Raw genomic sequence first — 22,099 nt, forward strand, 5'->3', positions numbered from 1 at the left:
TATATGGATTTAGATAGCAAAATTAGAAATTATATATGTTCTTTAGGCATTGATACATTTGGGGCAATAGAGTGCAGAAAATTTGAAGAGATTAAAGAACAATTAGAAATGAATAAGAGATTAAAACTAGAAAATCCTTTTGAGGAAGAAGATATAGAAAAGAGAATAAACCCATTTTTATTATATAAAGATGGAAAATCAATAATTTCAATTGCTTTTCCTTATTTGTATCCAACTAAAGGAGAAGAAAATCCATATTTTTCAAAGTATACTATGGGTTCAGATTATCATATAGTTGTAAAATCATATTTAAATAAAATATTAGAGTATATAAAAAGTTTAGGTGGAGATGGTATAGCATTAGTAGATTCTAATCCATTACCAGAGAGATATTTAGCAAAGCTATGTGGTGTTGGATTTATTGGTAAAAATAATATGATTATTACTGAAAAGTATGGTTCTTACGTATTTTTAGGAGAAATAATCACTAATATAGAAATGAAATATGATATACCTATAGACAATAAATGTGAACAATGTGTAAAATGTATAGAGAGATGTCCAACAAATTCTTTGAATCCTAAACGAAAAAATTCAAATATATGCTTATCTTATATTACACAAAAGAAAGATATAGAAGAAAAGTGGTTTAAGGTTATTGATAAAAGACTATTTGGTTGTGATACATGTCAAAATTATTGTCCTTTTAATGAAGATGCTAAGTATTCTAGTATAGAAGAATTTAGACCTAAGAACTTTATGAAAGAACCTAAGATATCAGAAATAGCATTACTTAATAAAAGTGACTTTCAAAGTAAGTACAAAACTACATCTTGCGGGTGGAGAGGAAAAAATATCCTTCAAAGAAATGCTTTGATTGTTTCACATAATTGTAATTATAAGTTGGATATAAAAGATAAAGATATAAATAGTCCTTATGTAAAGGAATATTATGAAAAGATAAAGAATAAAATTTAGAGGTGATGAAGTGATGAGACAAATTATATATAAAGTTATGAGTATGTTACCATCGTCATTTAGAAATAAAGTGGCAAAAGGATACTTGGAGATAAAACTAAAAAAAAATATGGATCTTACTGTAGAAGGAATTGATAATGCCAAGGATGTTGAGGGACCAATTATTTTTATTGGAAATCATTTAAGCAATACTGATGGACTAGTTTTAAGTAAAGTATTAAGTCCTTATGACCCTACATTTGTAGCAGGAGTTAAGCTAGATACAACGACATTTACAAAGTTAGGTATGGAGATAATTAAAACGACGCCTATAAAAGCTAATAGTGCTGACAAAGAGGGGATAACAAAGATAATAAATATTGTGAAAAATAACGGCAATCTGTTTATGTTTCCAGAAGGCACCAGGAGTAGAAATGGAAAAATGATAAAAGCTAAAAGAGGATTATATTTAATAGTAAAAATGACAAAGGCTACTTTGGTACCAGTAGCAACAACAGGAACAGAAATTCTTATGCCTATAAATGATGAATCTATGGAAAGTGAAACATTTAATCCAGCAAAGGTAACTATTAAAATAGGAAAGCCATTTAAGTTAAGAGAAAGAAGAGAAGATGAAGGTAAAAGAGAATATGAAGAAAATGTAGTTGATGAAGCAATGATGGAAATTGCAAAATTGCTACCAAAGGAGTATAGAGGCGTTTATGACATCACAGAAGATTAAAAATATTTTAGAAGGTCTTGAAAATATGTACCCAGATGCAAATTGTGAACTAGTACATAATAGTCCTTATGAGTTATTAATAGCAACTATGTTATCAGCACAATGTACAGATGTAAGAGTAAATATAGTTACTAAAGAGTTATTTAAAGAATACAACACAGCTGAGAAAATGATAAAATTAGATAATAAGCAGTTAGAGGAATATATAAAAACTTGTGGTTTATATAAGTCAAAAGCAAAAAATATACTATTAACTTCAAATATTCTTGTAGATGAATTTAATGGTGTAGTTCCAAAAGATAAATCAATTTTAGAAACATTTCCTGGTGTCGGAAGAAAGACTGCAAATGTGGTAGTTTCAAATGCTTTTGGTGTACCAGCATTAGCTGTAGATACTCATGTTTTTAGAGTAGCTAATAGGCTTGGAATAAGTAAAGGAAAAACACCAAATGAAGTAGAAGAGGAATTAATGAAAAAAATTCCTAAAAAATACTGGATAAAAGTGCATCATCAAATAATATGGCATGGAAGAAGATGCTGTATTGCTAGAAATCCTAAATGTGATGATTGTAATTTAAAGTCATATTGCAGTTATTATAAAACACTATAATTTAAATCTATAATAGGTATGTAATTCAATGTTTTGAATTAATCCGTAAATACACTATCAATTAAATAACATATAAAACCCTGAAATTCATAAACTATAAGTGTAAAAACTTCATAGATGAAGGAAGGGTGTTAAATGCATAAGAAAGTTGTGTTAATTTTACTAATAATTTTATGTTTGAACCCGACTAAAATTTTTGCACAAAATTACTATGAAGATGTAAAAATAACAGTTAATAGCGTAGAGACTAATAAAGATGGTACTTACACAGCACATTTAGGTTATATTAATAATAGCAATACGAAAGTGATTCCTATTTATATCTATATAAAAGGTAGAGTTATTGAAAATAGTGATGTACCTACAATCTTAAAAGTCGGAGAATATAAAAATGTATTCTATGTTAAATTTAAAGGGGACAAAGTATCAGTTATTTATAAACAGGGTATATTTGGTGAAGAAAAACAAGTGAGAGCTTTTTCAAAGCGATATAAAGAAGTTTTTAATTATGACCTTAGGAACTATGTTCCTAAGGTTTTTTTAATAAATTGTATATTTTATGTGCTCTAAATATATTATTTACAATTAAATGATATAATATTAATTAATTAAATTATGGAGGAAATAATAGATGACATTGAAAATGTTTGAGTTTATAGATGATGTAATTAATGAACTTGAGAGTAGAGAAATAGAATTAGAAAATATAGCAATAGATATTAAAGAGGTTTTTAGAGATATTATTGGTGAAGATAGAGAGGGATTTTTAGATGTAAAAGCAAGAGTTAAAAGTAGTGAAAGTTTAAAAGAAAAAATTTTAAGAAATTCTTATTACAAAAGGTTTGATAATCCGAGTGAGTTATTATCAAATTTATCTGATTTAATAGGTGTAAGAGTAGAATGTAGATTTAATGAAGATGAAGATAAAGTATATAAAATCATAAAAAAACAGTTTAGAGAAAGAACTGATGAAGGGCTTCATTATAATAGAAATTATCCACAAATAATATTAGATTTAAGAGAGAGACAGCCTCAAAAACAAAAAAATGGTTTTGTTATTTATAGAATAGATGGCTTTTTTATTAAAGATGATGAAAAGATACCTTTTGAATTGCAAATAAAGTCACTAGTTAATTTATTTTGGAGTGAAATAGAACATAAAATTGTCTATAAAAATTATAATTATTTAGTTGTAGATAAATTTTTAAAAGACATAATGGCATCAATTAAAAAGAATTTATCATTAATGGATAATGAATTGTTGCTTATTTACAATCATATAAATAATAAATCTAAGGACAATATGTGGAATCAGAGGGAGGAAATAGAAGTTTTATTATCTAAAATAATTTATGATGTTTTTGCAGATAAAGTTGAAAGTTCTTTAGGCTTTGCCGTAGATTTTAGGAAGTCATGTGATCAAGTTGCTAAATATATTCTTAGAAGTTCAGAGAAAGATAATACTATGGATTACAATACGATATTAATCAATCTTTTGGAGAGATTAAATGAAATACGAGAAAATGAAGTGGAATTCAATTCTGAAATAACTTTTGAAAGAAAATTACATTTTGAAGATAAATTTTCAAAGAAAGTATCACAAATAATAGTGTCAAATATGAACAATGATTTTCAATGGAATTTATTTTTTAGAATAATGTTTGAAATAGAATTAGGAAATAATGCAGAGGATTTTGAAAAATTTATAGGGTTCCTTAAGTTGGAATTATTAGATTGGAAAGGAAGCAAGAAAATAGATGATATTTTAGGAGAAGAATTAGCAATACAAGTTAAGGAAGAAATAATGTATAAAATTGCAAATGTTTTTGAAATAGTAGAATCTATAGAATTTATTCATAACAATAACATTAATGCCATAGTTGATAAAATACAAGAGTGTATAGAATTCGTTACCAATGAGTTTTTAGAAATGCCAGTAGAACAATGGCAGTTAAAGAAAGATAAAGTTCTTAATAAATTTGAACTAACTTTATTATCATATTTCTCTGTGGCTATTCCAATTGAAAAAGCAAATGATATAATAGAAAAGATAGGAGAAAATGACGAAAAAATTTCTATGGCTAAAAACTTAATAAATTATTATGGAAAAGAAGTCATTGATTCTAAAGAATTAGTTAAAATTATAAATAAGTAATTTCATATTATTTAGGAGGTTTATATAATGAAGGTAGGAGTTTTAATGGGGGGCATTTCCACTGAAAGAGAAATATCCCTAAAGTCTGGAGAAGGAATAGTAGCAAGTATAGATAGAGAAAAATATGATGTAGTGCCAATTGTGATAGATTCTAAAGATGATGTTATTAATAAAGTTAAAGATTTAGATTTTGCTTTTTTAGCTCTTCATGGGAAGTTTGGAGAAGATGGATCAGTACAAAGTGTACTAGAAACTTTTGAAATACCATACTCAGGATGTGGGCCTATGACATCAGCTATATGTATGGACAAAGATATGACCAAAAAAGTTTTAAAAGCAAGTGACATAAGAACGGCAAGATGGACTATGGCAAAATCTACAGAGAATATAAATTTTGATAAGATTGAAGAAATGGGATACCCTGTAGTAGTTAAACCAAATGGTGGGGGGTCATCAGTAGCTACTAATCTTGCTCATAGTAAAGAAGAAGTTATAGATGCTGTTAAGTTAGCATTAGATGTAGATAAAGAAGTTATGATTGAAGAGTATATAAAAGGTGATGAAATTACTTGTTGTATGATAAATAGAAGGATATATCCAGTTATTGCGATAAAGCCTACTGGTGAATTTTTTGACTTTGCTTCAAAATATGAAGCTGGTGGAGCTGAAGAAGTTGTGGTAACCTTAGAAGAAAACCTTCATAAAGAAGTAGAGAGACTGGCAGTAGCTTGTTGGGATGCATTAAAATGTGAAAGTTATGTAAGAGTAGACATGATAATAAAAGATGGAGTACCATATATTTTAGAACTTAATACATTACCAGGTATGACAGAAGCTTCACTTTTCCCTAAAAGTGCAAAAGCTGCAGGATTATCTTATGATAAATTAATAACAACTTTTATTGAAGAATCATTAAAAATAGAAAGATAGAGTGAGGTTATAGGAGTCTAAAACACAATAAATTTGTGTTTCAGGCTCCCTTTTTTATATAGTAAAGAAACAATATATGGTAGTTAACGTTATTCCTATGATACGTTGAGAAAATTTCATTTAGCAATAGTGATATCTTTGAATGAAAAGAGTATATTTTTCGTTTTCTATATGATAGAAATAGTGTAAAATAAAGACATATTAAGTAAAATTGAGGTGTATCATATGAATAATTTTTCAAAGAGGCTATTAGATAATATCAGTAAAGTTTTTATTGGAAAAGAAAATGAGATATTAGATATTATAAAAGGAATTTTAGCAGAAGGTCATATATTAATTGAGGATGTTCCAGGGGTAGGAAAGACAACGTTAGTGAAAGCTATTGCTAGGACACTGGATTTATCATGTAATAGAATACAATTTACAACAGATCTTATGCCTAGTGATATACTGGGAGTATCTTTGTATAATCCGAAAGATATGGAATTTCAATATAAAAAAGGTCCTATTTTTGCAAATATAATTTTAGCTGATGAAATAAATAGAAGTACTGCAAAAACTCAATCTGCTTTATTACAAGTAATGGAGGAAGGAGAAATTACAGAAGGAAATATTACATATAAGTTGAATAAACCATTTATAGTTTTAGCGACAGAAAATCCAGTGGAACAACAAGGAGTATATAATTTGCCAGAGGCACAATTAGATAGATTTATTATAAAGGTACATTTAGGATATCCAACAACTGAAGACGAATTAAAAATATTACAAGGGAAAAATATGGGTATCTCTTTAGATGAGCTTAATGCAGTAGTAAGTAAAGAAGAAGTTATAGAAATGCAGAATAGAGTTAAAGATATACATGTATCTTATGAAATTCAAAAATATATTATAAGAATAGTACAAGCTACAAGAAGTAGTGAAAAGGTTATATTGGGAGTTAGTACAAGAGGATCAATAGCTTTAATGAGAATTGCTCAAGCAGAGGCTTTATTAGATAATCGAGATTATGTTATACCTGAAGATGTGAAGAAAAATGCAAAGATAGTGTTAAGTCATAGGATAATTAAACAAAATATAAAAGACAGTGAAGAAAAGATAATAGAAGATATTATATCTACAATTCCGGTGGTGATTTAATGATAAAGATAAATAAGGGGTTTTTAATAAGCTTTATTGTTTTACTTTTACTAAATTACGCTATAGGGAATTTTATAAGCTATTCATTGATACTAGTATTTTTAGTTATATTTTCTATTGAGATGATTTCTTTGATAGTAGCTAAGATGTTCCTTAATATAGAAATGATTTTAGATGAAGTAGCCGTTGTAGGAGAAAAAATAGCGGTAGGATACATATGTAATAAATTAAGTATATATTTATCAGCTAATATTTTTGCTATTAATGAAATTATAGATGATATTAGTGGAAGTGAAGAAAGAAAGGATAAGTTAAATTTAGAGAGGAAATATCATACTATTACAGCAATAAAAAGAGGTAAATATGTAATAAATAATTTAGATATTGAAATACAAAGTATATTTAATTTGATTTCAATAAATGGCAAGTATAAAGTTAATAAATTCATAAAAATATATCCTAAGATATATTCATTAAATTACAATTATAAGTTTTATAACAGTAGTTGTGGTATAAAAGAATCTTTGATTAGGTCTAGTTATAGAAATGATGATATTAATAATATACGACAATATGAAGTAGGAGATAGTTTAGAAGATATTCATTGGAAAATAACGGCAAAAGAAAATAAATTATATACAAAGACATATACAAATAAACATAATGAAGAAAAAGTAGTGATAGTATCTTATTATTTAGAAAAAGACAAATTTGATTATTTTATGGAAGAAGACTTAACATCTTTTGTTATATCATTATGTAAGGATTTTATAAATAGAAATAATCATATAAAATTATTAATTAATAATGATGCAAAATTTATGTCTTATATATCAAATAATATTGATATAAGTAATCTTTTAGAATATTCATTAGAAAATCAATTTTCTTTTAGTGATAAAAATTATATTTATTATTTTAATGATATTATCGAAAATAATTTAGATAAAAAGAATGTTATATTGATAATTTCAAATATAGATGATAATATAAAAAATCTTATTGATATGTTATCTAGAAAAGACGTTAACATAACAATATATTTTAATAATTGCAATAAAAATTATAGTTTTTGTAATAATATTAAGTTAGTTAATATTATTGATTATATTAAAGGGGACAAAGAATATGAAAAAAGAAACATTAGTTAAACATTCTCTAATATACATAAATATTGCATTTTTATTTATAGTATTTATAAAATGTTATAAGATAACTAGTGTTAATATATTATTGGTATTGGCAATGTTAATAGTTGTGAGTGCTATTAATTACTTTTATGACAAAATTAATATTAGTTATAAAAAAGTGCTATTAAGCTCTTTGTTGATATTAATAGGCACAATTATATATAGTTTAGTTTTAGGTGTGAATAATATAGTAAATATATTAGTAGAAGTAGATAAAAATTTTTTAATAAATGATTATATCTCTTTTAACGATATTCCTTTAATAATTTTCATGATTATTTTTGCTGTAATAAATATATATGTATTTCTTATTAATAAAGGTAAAGGTTTTATTATAAATATAATTAATTTTACTATAATGATGACAATATGGTTCACAGGATATACCATAACTACAAGAGAAGTTCTGTATTTCTTTTGTATATTAACAATAATTAATTTTACTTTAGGTAGTGCTGATGGAAACTTAAGAAAAGAAAAGCTTATATTAGTGATGATAATATCAATTGTATCTATAACGGTAATAAGTAATATAGATATCGATTTTATTGGCAAACATCGTTATGATTTACAAAGTGTTGTAGATACTTTAATGGGGAAAAATAAAGTTAAAAATCAAATTGCAGGTTTAAGTGATAATGATAAGGTTGAACTAGGTGGAAAATTGCGGTTAGATAATAAAAAACTTTTTGAAGTAGAAATAGATGAACCAACTTATTTAAAGACTAATTGTTATTATAAATATAGTAATGGTTTGTGGGAAAAAACTATTGGTGATATAGACGATATAATTATATATAAGGGGATTGAGAAAGATGGGAATGATTCAGAAAAAGAAGATTATGCTTTAAGGGCTAATAAAAGTTTAGATAAGATACTAGGAAAATATAAAGGTGACTTTTATAGTGATGAAAACGGAAATTGTATTTATTACCCAATGGGAGAAGCAGAAAGTGTTATAGTAGAGGAGTCTAATAAATCCTATATTGACAATGATGGTGAACTAATTACTTTATCTCATAAATTTAATAAAAAATATCCAAATGGATATTATGAAGATGAGAAAGGGGAACAACATCCTTATGATGAGACATGGGTAGAAAAATATCCAAGAGGTTTTTATGTAGATAGAGATGGAGAGCCACATGAATATAATAAGCAATGGTATATAGATTATCCTGATGGTTTTTTAGTAGATGAAAATTTTAACCCTCATCCTAAGTTGAATTTATATCCTAGAGATTATAATAAAAATTATTATAGCAATGGTTTTCAATTGAAGGAATATAAAGTTAAGTATGATGATATTTATACTACTATATGGCCTCATCCATTAAATTTAAGAGAAGTATATAGTGGATATAAAAGTGAAGGTATTAATTTGTTGATTAATAGATATATAGATGATTTTAATACTAATTTAATGTCAAATAATTCTTATATAGAAGATATGGAAAATTATGAAGGAGAATTTGTAGGAGATTATTTTAAGAGTAGTGAAAATTTAGAATATCTTGATAATGCTATAAGTAGTGGATTTAAAGTTAATTATGATGATGTGTATTGGAAAACGTCTAATATATCTCCAAAGGTTGTAGATTTAGCTAATAAAATTATTGGGAATGAAACTGATGATTTAAAGAAGGTTCAAAAAATCAGAGATTATTTAAGAGAAAATTATCAGTATAGTTTAGATGTCACTTCTTTAGGAAAAGGAGAAGATTTTTTAGAAAAGTTTCTTTTTCAAGAGAAAAAAGGATATTGTACATATTTTGCTACAGCTACTACTATTATGTGTAGAGCTGTTGGAGTTCCCGCCAGGTATGTTGAAGGGGTAAAGTTAGGTGAAAAAGTTGGAGAGGGAGAATATATTGCTAGAAATTCAGATGCCCATGCATGGTGTGAAGTTCTTTTAGATGTAGATGCAAAAGGAGGACTTTGGACAATTGTAGAGTCTACACCAGGATATAGTAATGATAGTGAGAAAATTACAAAGGATGATAGTAAAGAAATAAATAGTAATACCGTTAATAATGATGTTGAAAAGAATAATGATAGTAGTGTTGTGAAAGAAAATAAAAAAGTAGATGCTACTAAAGTTGTTAATAATAAAAACAATAATAAGTATATAGATATAGTTTTTATAATTTTATTTTTTATAATAGCATTTTTACTTTTAATGATTTTAAAGAACGTATATATTATAAGGAGAACTAAGAAAAGTAAAGATATTAATGTAGTATATAGCTACTACATACATAGATTGAGAAAGTATGGTATAAAAAAGGAAAATTATGAAACTGGTGAAGAGTATCTTAATAAGATTTATGATAAAGATTTGAGAAAATGTGTAGAGGTACTTTTAAAAACATATAATATTAACATGTTTAGTGAGAAAAATATTTTATTTGATGCAGGAGAATATGTTATACTTTTAGAAGAACATTTAAAGAAGAAAGAAAAATATCATAAATATATAATAAAAAAATTTTTTGATATAAGTTGGAGGATTACATGAAGTATAAGCTAGTTTGTGTTGATATGGATGGAACATTATTAGATAGTAGTAAAAATATAAAGAGACGCAATATAGAAGTAATAAGAAAAGCAGATAAAATGGGGGTTAAGGTAGTACTTACAACAGGAAGAGGATATCCTTTTGCAAAAAAATTTAGAGATAAGATGGGGATAAGTACACCAATAATAGCTTCAAATGGAGCATATATAATAGATGGACATGAAGTAATGATGAAAAATATTATACCAATAGAAACTGCCAATACAATATTAGATGTAATGAAGAGGCATAAAGTTAAAACTTTTATTCATACAACAGAAGAGATAATTTATAGAAAAAAAGATATTGGTAAGTTTCTTGCAAAAAAGTTTTTTGGCGATTCTGTAAAAGAAATAGATTCTTTTGAGATAGGAATGAAAGATAATAAAGATAATTTATTAAAGTTTGTTGGAATTTCTATAAGTAGTAAAAAAATAGATAAAGTTAAGAAAGTTCTTAGAAAGATAGATAATGTAGAAGTTGTTTCTTCTACTAAATTCAACTGTGAAATTATGATAAAAGGATCATCAAAAGGTGAAGCAGTGAGAATGATGGCTGAAAAATATAATATAAAACAAGAAGAAGTAATGTGTATCGGTGATAATGAAAATGATTTATCTATGCTTCAATATGCTGGTTGTGCTGTAGCTATGGGAAATGGGTCAAGAGAAGTAAAAGAGATAGCAGATTATGTAACAGCATCAAATAATAATTGTGGTGTTGCACAGGCTATTGAAAAATTTATATTGATGGATGGAAATTAGGAGAGGATGAAGTATATGAAATACAAGCTTATTTGTATTGATATGGATGGGACGTTATTAGATAATTCTGCAAAGAATATTCCTAATGAAAACTTAGAAGCTATAAAGTTAGCTACGGAAAAAGGTGTGAAGGTAGCAATAACTACAGGTAGATTATTTACTTCAGCAAAGTACTTTTCTGATTTAATAGGGGTTAAGACTCCAGTTATAGCATCTAATGGAGCTTATATAAGAGAAAAAGATAGTGATAAGGTAATAGCAAAATTTTTATTAGGTGAAGATAATATAAATGCTATTTTAGATATAGTAAAAGATTATGATATAAGAATATTTTTTAATACTGTAGATACTGTCATTACTGATAAAGACGTTATGCAAGGAAATGCATATATGGAAATGAATAAAGATTTGCCAGAGGAAATGAGGGTAAAATTTTTAATAAATTCAGATCTTAAGACTACTGCTTTAAGATATAAAGACGAAATTTTAAAATGCATATGTATCAATGAAAATAATTTGCGTAATATAGAAGAGATAAAGATGAAACTAAAAAAGATAGATACTATTGAAGTAGTTTCATCAAATCATAATAATTTCGAGATAATGAATAAAGGAGTTTCAAAAGGAAAAGCTGTAGAAACTTTAGCTAAGGAGTATGGAATATTAAAAGATGACATTATAGCTATTGGAGATGGTGAAAATGATCTTTCTATGATAAAGTATGCAGGACTTGGAGTTGCTATGGGTAATAGTAGTGACTACATTAAGAAACATGCTGATTATGTAACAGATACTAATGTTAATGGAGGAGTAGGAAAGATTATTAAAAAATTTGTATTAAATAAATAAGTATATTATAATAATAAAATGAATTATTATAATATTAGAGGGAAATTATATGATTATTGATAAAGAAAATTTAAACATAGTGTTATTTCAACCAGAAATACCACAAAATACTGGCAATATTGCAAGAACATGTGTTTTAACTAATTCTAAATTGCATCTTATAAAGCCATTAGGTTTTGAAATTACAGATAAGAGCGTAAGAAGAGCAGGGTTAGATTATTGGAAAGAGTTAGATTTAACTATTTGGGATTCGTATTGGGATTTAAGAAAAGCTTATGAAGATAGAACATTTTATTTTTGTACTACAAAAGGAAAAGCATATTATGATGAAATCACAATGAAACAAGGAGATTTTTTGGTGTTTGGAAGAGAATCAAGCGGATTGCCTGATGAAATAAGAGATAGTGAACCGAAAAATTGTATAAGAGTTCCTATGATAAAGACATCAACAAGATCTCTAAATATATCAAATACAGTTTCAATAATTGCTTATGAAGGTTTAAGGCAATTTGGATTTCCTAATATGAAATAAGAGGTGAAGAGATGGATAAAATAAAGATTATTACAGATAGTACTTGTGATCTGCCGCAATCTATAATTGATGAATATGATATTGAAGTAATACCATTACTTGTTACAATAAATGGAGAGAGTTATAAAGATAGAGAAGAACTTGTTTTTTCTGAGATGATGGAGAAAATTAAGGATTCAGATGAATTACCTACAACGACTCAAATAAATCCACAAAGATTTTATGAATATTATAAAAGATATATAGATGAAGGATATAAAATAGTTTCAATACATATATCTTCAAAAATGAGTGGAACAGCACAATCAGCATTAATAGCAAAAGATATGTTAGATACAGAAGATATTGAGGTTGTTGATTCTCAAAATGTAACGGCAGGATTGGGTGTACTAGTATTAGAAGCACAAAATTTAAAAGAAAAAGGTTATGGATATAAAGAGATTGCAAATGAAATAAGAAATTCTGTTGATAATGTGAAGAGTGCCTTATTATTTACATCATTGGATAATTTAATAAAAGGTGGAAGATTATCTAAAACGGCTGGTACTATAGGAAATCTTCTTGGAATTAAGCTTATATTAGATGTTTCAAATGGAATTATGAATGTAAGAGAAAAAATTAGAGGAACTAAAAAAGGCGTAAAAAGTATTATATCATATATCGATGAAAAAGGTGTAAGAGAAGGTAGTAAAGTAGTGTTTCTAACTGCTGGACTTGAAGAAGTAGAAATTAGAGAGACTATAATTTCTGCATTAAAAGAAAGAAATATAGATTATATAGAATCAGAAGTTGGTTGTGTAGTTGGGACACATTCTGGAACAAATGCGTGTGGATTCTTTTTCTTAGAAAAAAATAATTAAATAATTAGATAGATTTAAGAACACTTAAGTTATTAAGTGTTCTTTTTATGTTAATAATAATATAAAAAAGAACTTACGAAAGAAGAGATTAGATGTGCAAAAGGTTTTTAAAATTTATAAGGAAGATATAAAAAATATAATAACTCATTACGGGGCTTTAACTGTAGTCATCGCTCTTTGTATTATACCATCTCTATATGCATGGTTTAATATAAAAGCTAGTTGGAATCCTTATGATCCATCAGCGACTAGTAAAATCAAGATAGGTGTTGTTAACGAAGATGAAGGTACTATTTTTAATAATAATTCTTTAAATATAGGAAATAAAGTTATTGATGAACTTAAAAGTAATTCTGCAATGGGGTGGCAGTTTGTTACGGAAAATAAAGCGAAGGAAGAGATTGAAAAAGGGAAATATTATGCCTATATAGTTATTCCTAAGGATTTCTCAAAAAATATAACGTCAATATTAAGCAATGATGTAAAAAAAGGTGAAATTATCTATACTGTAAATGAAAAAATTAATGCTATAGCACCAAAGCTTACAGATAAAGGAGCAACAGGAGTACAAGAAAATGTAAATAAAACTATAGTAGAAACTGTAAGTAATGTGATTTTTACTATGGCTAATGAAGTTGGGGTAGAGATAGAAAATCAACTTCCTAATGTAGAAAACATAAATTATAAATTAAAGGATATACAAAGTAAATTTTCTGATATTGATGAAACTATTAATATAGGAGATGAGGGGCTAAAAAGAATAAAGAATATAGTGGAAGAGATACAAAATGATATTCCTAAGATTAAAGATATATTATCACAAAGTAAAGATTTGGATAAAAGTATCAATAATTTTTTAGATTCTAGTAATAATAGCGTAAATAATATAGCACCTACAATAAAAAATGATATGAGTATTATAAGTAGCATATCTAATAGTGTAAATGTTTCAGCTATTGAGCTTAAAGAGGCTATATTGACTGGACATGAAAAAGCACCGGAAATGATGGAGGGTATAATAAATAAAATTAATAAAGATATTAGTTTGATAAATTCTCTAACTAAAGTATTAGAATCATTAAATAAGATAAATCCGGATAAACCATTAACAACACTAATAGAAACGCTACAAGGGTTTCAAGGAAAGCTAGTAGATATAATAAATAATTTAGAAATTATAAAAGTAAATATATCAAATGGAGAAAAACCTAATTTAGATATTATGGATAAAGTCATCACTTTATCTAATGATGTTAAAAATATAACAAATAAATTATATGTAAATTTTGATTCAGAAATATTACCAAGTTTAAATAAGATTTTTAATAGTGGAATAGAAATAAGCAATAATATATATGAGGTGTTAGAAGAAGCTGATAAAAAGATTCCCGAATTAGAAAAGATATTAGAGATAGCATCTTCGTTACAAGAAAAAGGTGTTGATGGTATTGAATATGCTAAGAGAGTTTTGCCCAAAGCTGAAGAAGTGATAAATGATATTGTAATTAAAATTGATACTGTTAATGATAATGATGCATTAAAGGAAATTATAAACATACTAAAAAGTGATGCAAAAAGTAGAAGTGAATTTTTATCTAATCCAGTAACAATAAAAGAGAATAAATTATTTCCTATAGAAAATTATGGATCAGCAATGTCGCCTTTTTATACTGTTTTATCATTATGGGTAGGTATGCTTCTCTTGGTATCTATATTAACCACAGAAGCTCATGGGGAGTATAAATCGGTAGAAGTTTATTTTGGTAAATATCTTTTATTTTTGACAATAGCCATAATACAAGGATTAATAGTTTGTTTAGGAGATATATTTTTACTTAAAGTATATTGTGTAAATCCTATAAGTTTTATAGTTGCATGTGCTTTTATAAGTAGTGTGTTTTCTATAATAATATACACATTGGTATCTGTAGCAGGAAATATAGGAAAAGTTATAGGGATAATTTTATTAGTATTACAAATAGCTGGTTCTGGAGGAACATTCCCAGTTCAGTTGACACCACAGTTTTTTCAAATAATTAATCCATATCTACCTTTTACTTATGCAATATCTCTTGTAAGGGAAACAGTAGGAGGAATAGTTAAGTCTGTTTTAATAAATGACATTATAGTACTTTTAAGCTTTATAGTTTTATCAATAGTGGTAGGTATAATTTTAAAGAGACCTATTAACAAAGTATCAAAGAAATTTATTGAAAACTTTAAAGACAGTGGAATTGGTGAGCATTAAGATGAAATATAAAATTTGTTGAATAACTTTGAGAATAAATGAAAAAATAAAGTTATATAGGAACATTTGATGTCAAATTTATACTTGATTTTTAAGTGATGTTCAAATAAGATATATGATGGCATAATAAAAAATGACGCAAAACTACAAAAAATGACAAAGGAGAAACGGAAGATGAAAAGTAAAAAGATAATAGCAATGCTTACAGCAGGTATAATTTCCATGAGTATTTTCACAGGTTGTGGAAGAGAAGCTAAAAATGATAATACTAATAAGAGTGATTTAATATCAACAGATGTAACTATTGGTTTATCAACAGATGAAGGTGGACTTGGAGATAAGTCATTTAATGATGCAGCTAATAAAGGGCTAGAAGAAATCAAGAAAGAGTATAATGTAAAAACACAAGTTTTACAGTCACCATCAAGTACAGCTTATGAGCAAAATATAAAAGAATTATCAGATGTTAATGACTTAACATTTGCTATAGGATTTAAAATGGAAGATGCTATGAGTAGAATTTCATCAGCAAAGCCTGATAAGAAATTTGCTATAGTTGATACTGTTATTGATAATGAAAATGTAACATCAGTATTATTTAAAGAACATGAAGGTGCTTTCTTAATGGGAGTTATAGCAGGAAGCATGACTAAAACTAACAAAGTAGGATTTGTAGGTGGCGTTGACAATAACCCAGTTATAGAAAGATTTGAAGTAGGATATATAGCTGGAGTTAAAGCGGTTAATCCTAAAGCTGCTGAAGGGTTAATAGGTGAAAATGGATCAAAACATGGTAAGTATGTAAGATATGCAGGAACATTTGGAGATCCAACTAAAGGTACAGAGTTTGCTAATCAATTATATGGTGAAGGTGTAGATATAATATTCCATGCTGCAGCAAGTACTGGTATTGGTGTAATTAATAAAGCTTCAGAGTTAAGAGAACAAGGAAAAGATGTTTGGGCTATTGGTGTAGATCAAGACCAAGCAGTTACAATGCCTCAAGCAAAAGATGCTATTTTATCATCATGTGTAAAAAGAGTTGATGTAGCAATATATAATATAGCTAAGAACTTTATAAATGGTGAATTTGCAGGCGGAACTACTATTGAATATGGATTAGCCGAAGATGGTATTGGTATTGCTGATACAAAGGATAATTTAAATGAAGAAACTTTAGAGCTTGTTGAAAAATATAGAAAAGAAATAATAGAAGGTTCAATTACAGTTCCAACAACTTTAGAAGAAATAGAATAGATTAGCAAGTCGATGTAAAAATAATACATTTATTTATTGGTATTTTAAATAGAGATGAAAATAAAGTAAGTAAATATTGATTTTTGTCGAAATTTGTAATAATATAATATTAACCGTTTGAAATAAATAATAAGAAGGAGGATTTTCATGCAAAAGAAAAAAGTGCTTGCGTTACTTACTGCTGGTATAATTTCAATGAGTATGTTAGTTGGTTGTGGAAGTAAGAAAGCAAATGAAGAAGCTAATTCTAACTTAAAACCTACTGATTTAAAAATTGGATTAGCGACAGATCAAGGTGGACTTGGAGATAAGTCCTTCAATGATTTAGCTAATAAAGGATTGGAAGATACAAAGAAAGTATACAATCTTAAAACACAAGTATTACAATCATCATCAAGTACTGTTTATGAACAAAACTTAAAGGAATTATCAGATAGTAATGATTTAACATTTGCAACAGGATTCACTATGGAAGATGCTACATCAAAAATTGCATCATCTAGAGCAGATAAGAAATTTGCTATTATAGATGCCTATGTAGATATGCCTAATGTAAATTCAATTACTTTTAAAGAGTATGAAGGTGCATTTTTAATGGGAGTAATAGCAGGTAAGATGACTAAAACTAATAAAGTAGGATTTGTTGGTGGTATTGATAATAATCCTGTTATAGAAAGATTTGAAGCTGGATACATAGCTGGTGTAAAAGCTGTAAATTCTGAGGCAGCAAAAGGACTTATAGCTGAAGGTAATGCAAAACACGGTAAATATTCAAGATATGTTGGAACATTTGGAGATCCAACTAAAGGTGGAGAATATGCAAACCAATTATATAATGAAGGTGTAGACGTTATTTTCCATGCTGCAGGTGGTACAGGTGTTGGTGTTATAAATAAGGCAGCGGAATTAAGAGAACAAGGGAAAGATGTTTGGGTTATTGGAGTAGATCAAGACCAAGCAGTTACAATGCCAAATGCTAAAGATGCTATTCTGTCTTCTTGTATTAAGAGAGTAGACATTGCAGTAGAAGATGTTGCTAGAAAGTTCCTAGAAGGAAGCTTTGAAGGTGGAAAAGAAACTGTTTTTGGATTAGCTGAAAATGGTATGGATATAGCTGAAACAAAAGATAATTTACCTGAATCTGTTATTGAAGAAGTAGAGAATTATAAAAAACAAATTGTAGATGGTGCAATAGTAGTTCCAGCAACTTTAGCAGAATTAAAATAGGTAAAATAATAGAGCTAGATGTAAAATCACATCTAGCTTTTTTAAAGATATAAGGAGGATTTCAATGGATAACGTTATTAAGATGCGTGGAATTACAAAAATATTTCCAGGTACAGTAGCTAATGATAATGTTGATTTTGATTTAAAAAAAGGGGAAGTGCATGTTTTATTAGGTGAAAATGGTGCAGGTAAAACAACACTAATGAACATACTTTATGGTCTTTATGAACCAGAAAAAGGAGATATTTATGTTAATGGTGAAAAAGTTAAAATAAAAAATCCTTCTGATGCTATAAAATTAGGAATAGGCATGGTACACCAACATTTTATGCTTGTAAATAATTTTACTGTAGCTCAAAACATCATATTAGGATCAGAACCGAAAAAAGGTTTAGCTATTGATGAAAAGGAAGCGAAAAAGAAAGTAGAAGAATTAGCTAATAAATATGGTTTTAATGTAAAGCCTGATGATCTTATTGAAGACATAACAGTAGGACAACAACAAAAAGTAGAGATTTTAAAAGCTTTATATAGAGGTGCAGAAATCCTTATATTAGATGAACCTACAGCAGTATTAACACCACAAGAGATAGATGAGTTAGCTGGAATATTTAAAAATTTAACTCAGCAAGGGAAATCTATTATATTAATTACTCACAAATTAAAAGAAATCATGAATATGAGTGATAGAGTTACTATTGTAAGAAGAGGAAAACTTGTAGATGTGGTTAATACAGGTGATACTAATATAGATGAATTAGCTGAAATGATGGTGGGTAGAAAAGTAAGTTTAAAAGTAGATAAGAAAGAGCCTAAAGTAGGAGAAACTTTTGTTAAAATAGAAGACCTTAAAGCATTAGATCATAGAAGAATTGAAATATTAAAAGGTATAAATCTTGATATTAAAAAAGGTGAGATATTAGGTATAGCAGGAGTAGATGGAAATGGCCAAAGTGAACTTATAGAAATACTTACAGGTCTTAGAAAATCAGCTTCAGGAAGAATAATGGTTGGTGATAAAGATATTACTACTCTTTCTTCTGCAGAAATAAATAAATTGAACATTGGTCATGTACCAGAAGACAGACATAAAAGAGGATTAGTTCTAAAGTTTTCTTTAGTAGAAAATTCAATACTAGGTAGACAAAAAGATAAAGAATTTAGAAATGGACCTTTATTAAATTATAAAGCTATAAGATCACATTGTAACAAATTGATAAAGGAATTTGATGTAAGAACACCTAATGAAGATGTTTTTGCAGGATCATTATCTGGAGGAAATCAACAAAAACTTATAGTTGCTAGAGAAATATCTAAAAATCCAGATTTTATAATTGTAGCACAACCTACAAGAGGACTAGATGTAGGTGCAATTGAGTATATTCATAGAAGACTTATAGAAGAAAGAGATAAAGGCAGAGCTGTACTGCTTGTATCATCTGAGTTAGATGAAGTAATGAATTTATCTGATAGAATTGCAGTAATATATGATGGAAAGATTATGGATATATTAGATGCTAAAAATGTAACAGAAATGGAATTAGGTATTCTTATGGCAGGAGGAAGCTTAAACAAGGAGGAAAAAGATGTTTAAGAAGATAATAAGACCAATTTTGGTTCCTATAATATCTATTGTATTAGCAGTACTTATAGCTGCTATATTTGTAATGATGTCAACAGGATATGGTTATTTTGATTCATTAGGAACTTTGATAGAAACAATATATATGGGTAGCTTTGGAAGCATAAATAAGATTTCAGATACGATGACTTTCTTTACTGTATTATTATTAACAGGTCTTGCTAATGCAGTAGCTTTTAGAACTGGTTTATTTAATATTGGTGTAGAAGGACAATTTATAATAGGGGGATTAGTAGCCACTATAGTTGGATTTATACCAGGTTTACCAATGATTGTACATGTACCATTAATGATCTTAGCTGGTATAATTGCAGGAGCTTTATGGGCTGCTATTCCTGGTTATTTAAAAGCTAAAAGAGGAACAAATGAAGTTGTTAATACAATAATGCTTAACTATATTGCTCTTTGGTTTAGTAATTATATAATTAAGTATTTTATTAGCGATGGAAGCAATCCATATTCTAAGGAAATTGAAAGTAGCTCAATGTTATATAGATTTTTTGAAGGTGGGAATAATGCTAATATAGGTATATTTTTCTCACTTATAGCAGTAGTTATAGTAGCAGTTTTAATTTCTAGAAGTAGAAGTGGATATGAATTAAGGGCAGTTGGGTTATCTCCATATGCGGCAGAATATGGCGGTGTATCAATAAAGAAAAATATAGTTTTAGCTATGGTAATATCAGGAGCGTTGGCTGGTCTAGCTGGTGCTAGTTACACTGGTGGAGTTAATCATAAAATATTTTATTTAACAACTATGTATGGATTTGGTACAGATGGTATAACGGTATCACTTATAGGTAAAAATAATCCAATCGGTGTTATATTCTCAGCACTATTAATTGCATCATTAAATGCATCTCAAAGTACTCTTCAAGGAGCTGGTATACCAAAGCAAATAGTATTTATAATTCAAGCAATAATTATAATATTTGTTGCAGCAGACTATGTATTTAATAAGTATTTATTAAATAGGAAAAAGAGTGAGGTGGTAGCATAATGGGAGATACAATTATTAATTTTATTGCAACAACACTAAGATTATCAACACCTCTTATTTTTGCATCATTAGGTGGACTATTCTCAGAAAGAGTAGGAGTTGTAAATATTGCATTAGAAGGCTTAATGACTTTAAGTGCATTTTTCTCAATAGCAATGACATTGATTACAGGAAGTTTAACAGTTGGTATAATTGCTGGTATTATTACAGCTGTTTTAGGTGCTTTGTTACATGCTTTTTTAAGTATTAACTTGAAATCAAATCAAGTTATTTCTGGTGTAGCAATTAATTTATTTTCATCAGCTTTAACAGGATTTCTATTATTTCAAATATTCCATACAAATGGTCAAACAGATGGTGTAGCATCAATGCCATATCCAAGAGAGTTTTTCTACAAAATACCAGTAGTGGGTAAATTACTTGGACAATTAAACTGGTTTGTATTCTTAGCGATAATAGTAACAATAATAGCAACATATGTTTTATTCAAGACTCCATTTGGATTAAGATTAAGAGCTGTAGGTGAATATCCTAAATCAGCTGATACAGTTGGGGTTAACGTAGTTAAGATGAGATATATTGCTCTTATAATATCAGGGATATTAGCAGGACTTGGTGGAATATATTTAGCTATGGATGCAAGATTATTTAGAGAAGGTATGATAGCAGGAAAAGGATATATTGCTCTTGCAGCAGTTATTTTTGGTAACTGGAAGCCAAAAGGCGCATTTTTAGCATGTATAGTTTTTGGTGCTTCAGAAGCTTTATCTATATTAGCGCAAGCTTTTGGATGGAATATACCATTAGAATTCTATTATGCACTTCCATATTTATTAACAATGTTAGCTTTAGCTGGATTTGTTGGAAAAACAACAGCACCAGCAGCTTTAGGAGAAGTATACGAAAAAGGACAAAGATAAAATATCTTTATATTGATTATTAAAAAGGCTGTCGTGATAGCAAATGGAAATTTGTAGGCGAGAGCCTCTTTTTTTATTCACAATTCACAAAGCACAATTAATAATTAAGGTGAAAATTCCTCTTTAGGAGAAATTTTATTATAAGTTTTGCCAATGGCAGATGATAATTCACAACAGGTACTAATATAAGCTTAACTATATATAATCCTATGCAAATATATATTCAAAGCTATATGAAAGTGTAACTTTCATTAGCCCCCTGTAACGACTTTTATATTAACTATAAATAAAAAAGAAACATAACCTAATTTATAACATTCAATGTAACACTTATAATCTAAGAAATTCTGCAAGAATTTCATCCAAACCTGTGCCTTGTGCCCTGAAACCTGTGCACTGATATACAATATAAATATAGTGAGTTTAAAAAAATAAAAAAAAATAAAAAAATCCTTTTATTATTAAGTGAAATGTTTTATAATATACGTGGGACAGAAATTAGAGTATGGGACAAAAAAA

Annotated in this window: 19 protein-coding genes; all 19 read left to right on the plus strand. The window is 27.6% G+C overall.

Going from position 1 to position 22,099, the window contains the following annotated elements; genetic code table 11:
* The first annotated feature begins 3 nt into the window (after nucleotides 1-3).
* The 19 genes from queG (at nucleotide 4) to CM240_RS04855 (ending at nucleotide 21,580) form a co-directional block, all read left to right on the plus strand.
* Nucleotides 4-978 carry a tRNA epoxyqueuosine(34) reductase QueG gene (gene queG, locus CM240_RS04765; RefSeq protein ID WP_044036995.1) on the plus strand — a complete coding sequence of 325 codons (975 nt, stop codon included), beginning with the start codon at nucleotides 4-6 and terminating at the stop codon, nucleotides 976-978.
* 13 nt (nucleotides 979-991) lie between these two features.
* Complete coding sequence (locus tag CM240_RS04770) at nucleotides 992-1,699, plus strand: lysophospholipid acyltransferase family protein (protein WP_242838492.1); 708 nt, start codon at nucleotides 992-994, stop codon at nucleotides 1,697-1,699.
* Nucleotides 1,680-2,309, plus strand: a complete 630-nt coding sequence (gene nth, locus CM240_RS04775) for an endonuclease III (protein WP_044036999.1) — start codon at nucleotides 1,680-1,682, stop codon at nucleotides 2,307-2,309. The genes CM240_RS04770 and nth overlap by 20 nt, the downstream gene beginning before the upstream one ends.
* Before the next feature lie 135 nt (nucleotides 2,310-2,444).
* On the plus strand, nucleotides 2,445-2,879 hold the full coding sequence (locus tag CM240_RS04780) for a hypothetical protein (protein WP_044037001.1): 435 nt from the start codon (nucleotides 2,445-2,447) through the stop codon (nucleotides 2,877-2,879).
* A gap of 61 nt (nucleotides 2,880-2,940) precedes the next feature.
* Nucleotides 2,941-4,464 (plus strand): GTP pyrophosphokinase, encoded by a 1,524-nt coding sequence (locus CM240_RS04785; protein WP_051483696.1) that lies wholly within the window; start codon nucleotides 2,941-2,943, stop codon nucleotides 4,462-4,464.
* Nucleotides 4,465-4,491: 27 nt separating this feature from the next.
* Entirely contained in the window at nucleotides 4,492-5,394 is a 903-nt protein-coding gene (locus tag CM240_RS04790) for a D-alanine--D-alanine ligase (protein ID WP_044037003.1), read from the plus strand.
* A 225-nt stretch (nucleotides 5,395-5,619) separates the two neighbouring features.
* Nucleotides 5,620-6,534 carry an AAA family ATPase gene (locus CM240_RS04795; protein ID WP_044037004.1) on the plus strand — a complete coding sequence of 305 codons (915 nt, stop codon included), beginning with the start codon at nucleotides 5,620-5,622 and terminating at the stop codon, nucleotides 6,532-6,534.
* Nucleotides 6,534-7,685 (plus strand): DUF58 domain-containing protein, encoded by a 1,152-nt coding sequence (locus tag CM240_RS04800; RefSeq protein ID WP_044037006.1) that lies wholly within the window; start codon nucleotides 6,534-6,536, stop codon nucleotides 7,683-7,685. The genes CM240_RS04795 and CM240_RS04800 overlap by 1 nt, the downstream gene beginning before the upstream one ends.
* A complete protein-coding gene (locus CM240_RS04805; RefSeq protein WP_044037008.1) occupies nucleotides 7,663-10,242 on the plus strand; it encodes a transglutaminase-like domain-containing protein in 2,580 nt (859 codons plus the stop codon). The genes CM240_RS04800 and CM240_RS04805 overlap by 23 nt, the downstream gene beginning before the upstream one ends.
* Entirely contained in the window at nucleotides 10,239-11,045 is an 807-nt protein-coding gene (locus CM240_RS04810; RefSeq protein ID WP_044037010.1) for a Cof-type HAD-IIB family hydrolase, read from the plus strand. Before CM240_RS04805 ends, CM240_RS04810 begins: the two co-directional genes overlap by 4 nt.
* Nucleotides 11,046-11,060: 15 nt before the next feature.
* Nucleotides 11,061-11,894 carry a Cof-type HAD-IIB family hydrolase gene (locus CM240_RS04815; RefSeq protein ID WP_044037012.1) on the plus strand — a complete coding sequence of 278 codons (834 nt, stop codon included), beginning with the start codon at nucleotides 11,061-11,063 and terminating at the stop codon, nucleotides 11,892-11,894.
* Between the two features lie 49 nt (nucleotides 11,895-11,943).
* Nucleotides 11,944-12,426: a tRNA (cytidine(34)-2'-O)-methyltransferase gene (locus CM240_RS04820; protein WP_044037014.1), complete on the plus strand. Its 483-nt coding sequence runs from the start codon at nucleotides 11,944-11,946 to the stop codon at nucleotides 12,424-12,426.
* Between the two features lie 11 nt (nucleotides 12,427-12,437).
* Complete coding sequence (locus CM240_RS04825) at nucleotides 12,438-13,286, plus strand: DegV family protein (protein WP_044037016.1); 849 nt, start codon at nucleotides 12,438-12,440, stop codon at nucleotides 13,284-13,286.
* A gap of 94 nt (nucleotides 13,287-13,380) precedes the next feature.
* The gene (locus CM240_RS04830) at nucleotides 13,381-15,534 is read left to right on the plus strand and encodes a YhgE/Pip domain-containing protein (RefSeq protein WP_044037018.1); all 2,154 of its coding nucleotides are present in this window, start codon (nucleotides 13,381-13,383) and stop codon (nucleotides 15,532-15,534) included.
* 174 nt (nucleotides 15,535-15,708) lie between these two features.
* Nucleotides 15,709-16,791, plus strand: coding sequence for a BMP family lipoprotein (locus CM240_RS04835; protein ID WP_044037019.1), 1,083 nt, complete (start codon nucleotides 15,709-15,711; stop codon nucleotides 16,789-16,791).
* 147 nt (nucleotides 16,792-16,938) lie between these two features.
* A complete protein-coding gene (locus tag CM240_RS04840; protein WP_044037021.1) occupies nucleotides 16,939-18,018 on the plus strand; it encodes a BMP family lipoprotein in 1,080 nt (359 codons plus the stop codon).
* Nucleotides 18,019-18,082: 64 nt separating this feature from the next.
* A complete protein-coding gene (locus CM240_RS04845) occupies nucleotides 18,083-19,612 on the plus strand; it encodes an ABC transporter ATP-binding protein (RefSeq protein WP_044037022.1) in 1,530 nt (509 codons plus the stop codon).
* Nucleotides 19,605-20,660 (plus strand): ABC transporter permease, encoded by a 1,056-nt coding sequence (locus CM240_RS04850; protein ID WP_044037024.1) that lies wholly within the window; start codon nucleotides 19,605-19,607, stop codon nucleotides 20,658-20,660. The genes CM240_RS04845 and CM240_RS04850 overlap by 8 nt, the downstream gene beginning before the upstream one ends.
* Nucleotides 20,660-21,580 (plus strand): ABC transporter permease, encoded by a 921-nt coding sequence (locus tag CM240_RS04855; RefSeq protein WP_044037026.1) that lies wholly within the window; start codon nucleotides 20,660-20,662, stop codon nucleotides 21,578-21,580. The genes CM240_RS04850 and CM240_RS04855 overlap by 1 nt, the downstream gene beginning before the upstream one ends.
* Nucleotides 21,581-22,099 lie beyond the last annotated feature (519 nt).

This window comes from Clostridium bornimense, from assembly GCF_000577895.1.
Taxonomy (GTDB): domain Bacteria; phylum Bacillota; class Clostridia; order Clostridiales; family Clostridiaceae; genus Clostridium_AN; species Clostridium_AN bornimense.

Excerpts from the sequence above, each read along its gene's own strand:
- CM240_RS04820 (WP_044037014.1), top strand. The coding sequence starts at position 11,944 with ATGATTATTGATAAAGAAAATTTAAACATAGTGTTATTTCAACCAGAA.
- queG (WP_044036995.1), top strand. The coding sequence starts at position 4 with ATGGATTTAGATAGCAAAATTAGAAATTATATATGTTCTTTAGGCATT.
- CM240_RS04805 (WP_044037008.1), top strand. The coding sequence starts at position 7,663 with ATGAAAAAAGAAACATTAGTTAAACATTCTCTAATATACATAAATATT.
- nth (WP_044036999.1), top strand. The coding sequence starts at position 1,680 with ATGACATCACAGAAGATTAAAAATATTTTAGAAGGTCTTGAAAATATG.
- CM240_RS04855 (WP_044037026.1), top strand. The coding sequence starts at position 20,660 with ATGGGAGATACAATTATTAATTTTATTGCAACAACACTAAGATTATCA.
- CM240_RS04810 (WP_044037010.1), top strand. The coding sequence starts at position 10,239 with ATGAAGTATAAGCTAGTTTGTGTTGATATGGATGGAACATTATTAGAT.
- CM240_RS04840 (WP_044037021.1), top strand. The coding sequence starts at position 16,939 with ATGCAAAAGAAAAAAGTGCTTGCGTTACTTACTGCTGGTATAATTTCA.
- CM240_RS04785 (WP_051483696.1), top strand. The coding sequence starts at position 2,941 with ATGACATTGAAAATGTTTGAGTTTATAGATGATGTAATTAATGAACTT.
- CM240_RS04845 (WP_044037022.1), top strand. The coding sequence starts at position 18,083 with ATGGATAACGTTATTAAGATGCGTGGAATTACAAAAATATTTCCAGGT.
- CM240_RS04770 (WP_242838492.1), top strand. The coding sequence starts at position 992 with ATGAGACAAATTATATATAAAGTTATGAGTATGTTACCATCGTCATTT.
- CM240_RS04800 (WP_044037006.1), top strand. The coding sequence starts at position 6,534 with ATGATAAAGATAAATAAGGGGTTTTTAATAAGCTTTATTGTTTTACTT.
- CM240_RS04780 (WP_044037001.1), top strand. The coding sequence starts at position 2,445 with ATGCATAAGAAAGTTGTGTTAATTTTACTAATAATTTTATGTTTGAAC.
- CM240_RS04795 (WP_044037004.1), top strand. The coding sequence starts at position 5,620 with ATGAATAATTTTTCAAAGAGGCTATTAGATAATATCAGTAAAGTTTTT.
- CM240_RS04850 (WP_044037024.1), top strand. The coding sequence starts at position 19,605 with ATGTTTAAGAAGATAATAAGACCAATTTTGGTTCCTATAATATCTATT.
- CM240_RS04790 (WP_044037003.1), top strand. The coding sequence starts at position 4,492 with ATGAAGGTAGGAGTTTTAATGGGGGGCATTTCCACTGAAAGAGAAATA.
- CM240_RS04815 (WP_044037012.1), top strand. The coding sequence starts at position 11,061 with ATGAAATACAAGCTTATTTGTATTGATATGGATGGGACGTTATTAGAT.
- CM240_RS04825 (WP_044037016.1), top strand. The coding sequence starts at position 12,438 with ATGGATAAAATAAAGATTATTACAGATAGTACTTGTGATCTGCCGCAA.
- CM240_RS04835 (WP_044037019.1), top strand. The coding sequence starts at position 15,709 with ATGAAAAGTAAAAAGATAATAGCAATGCTTACAGCAGGTATAATTTCC.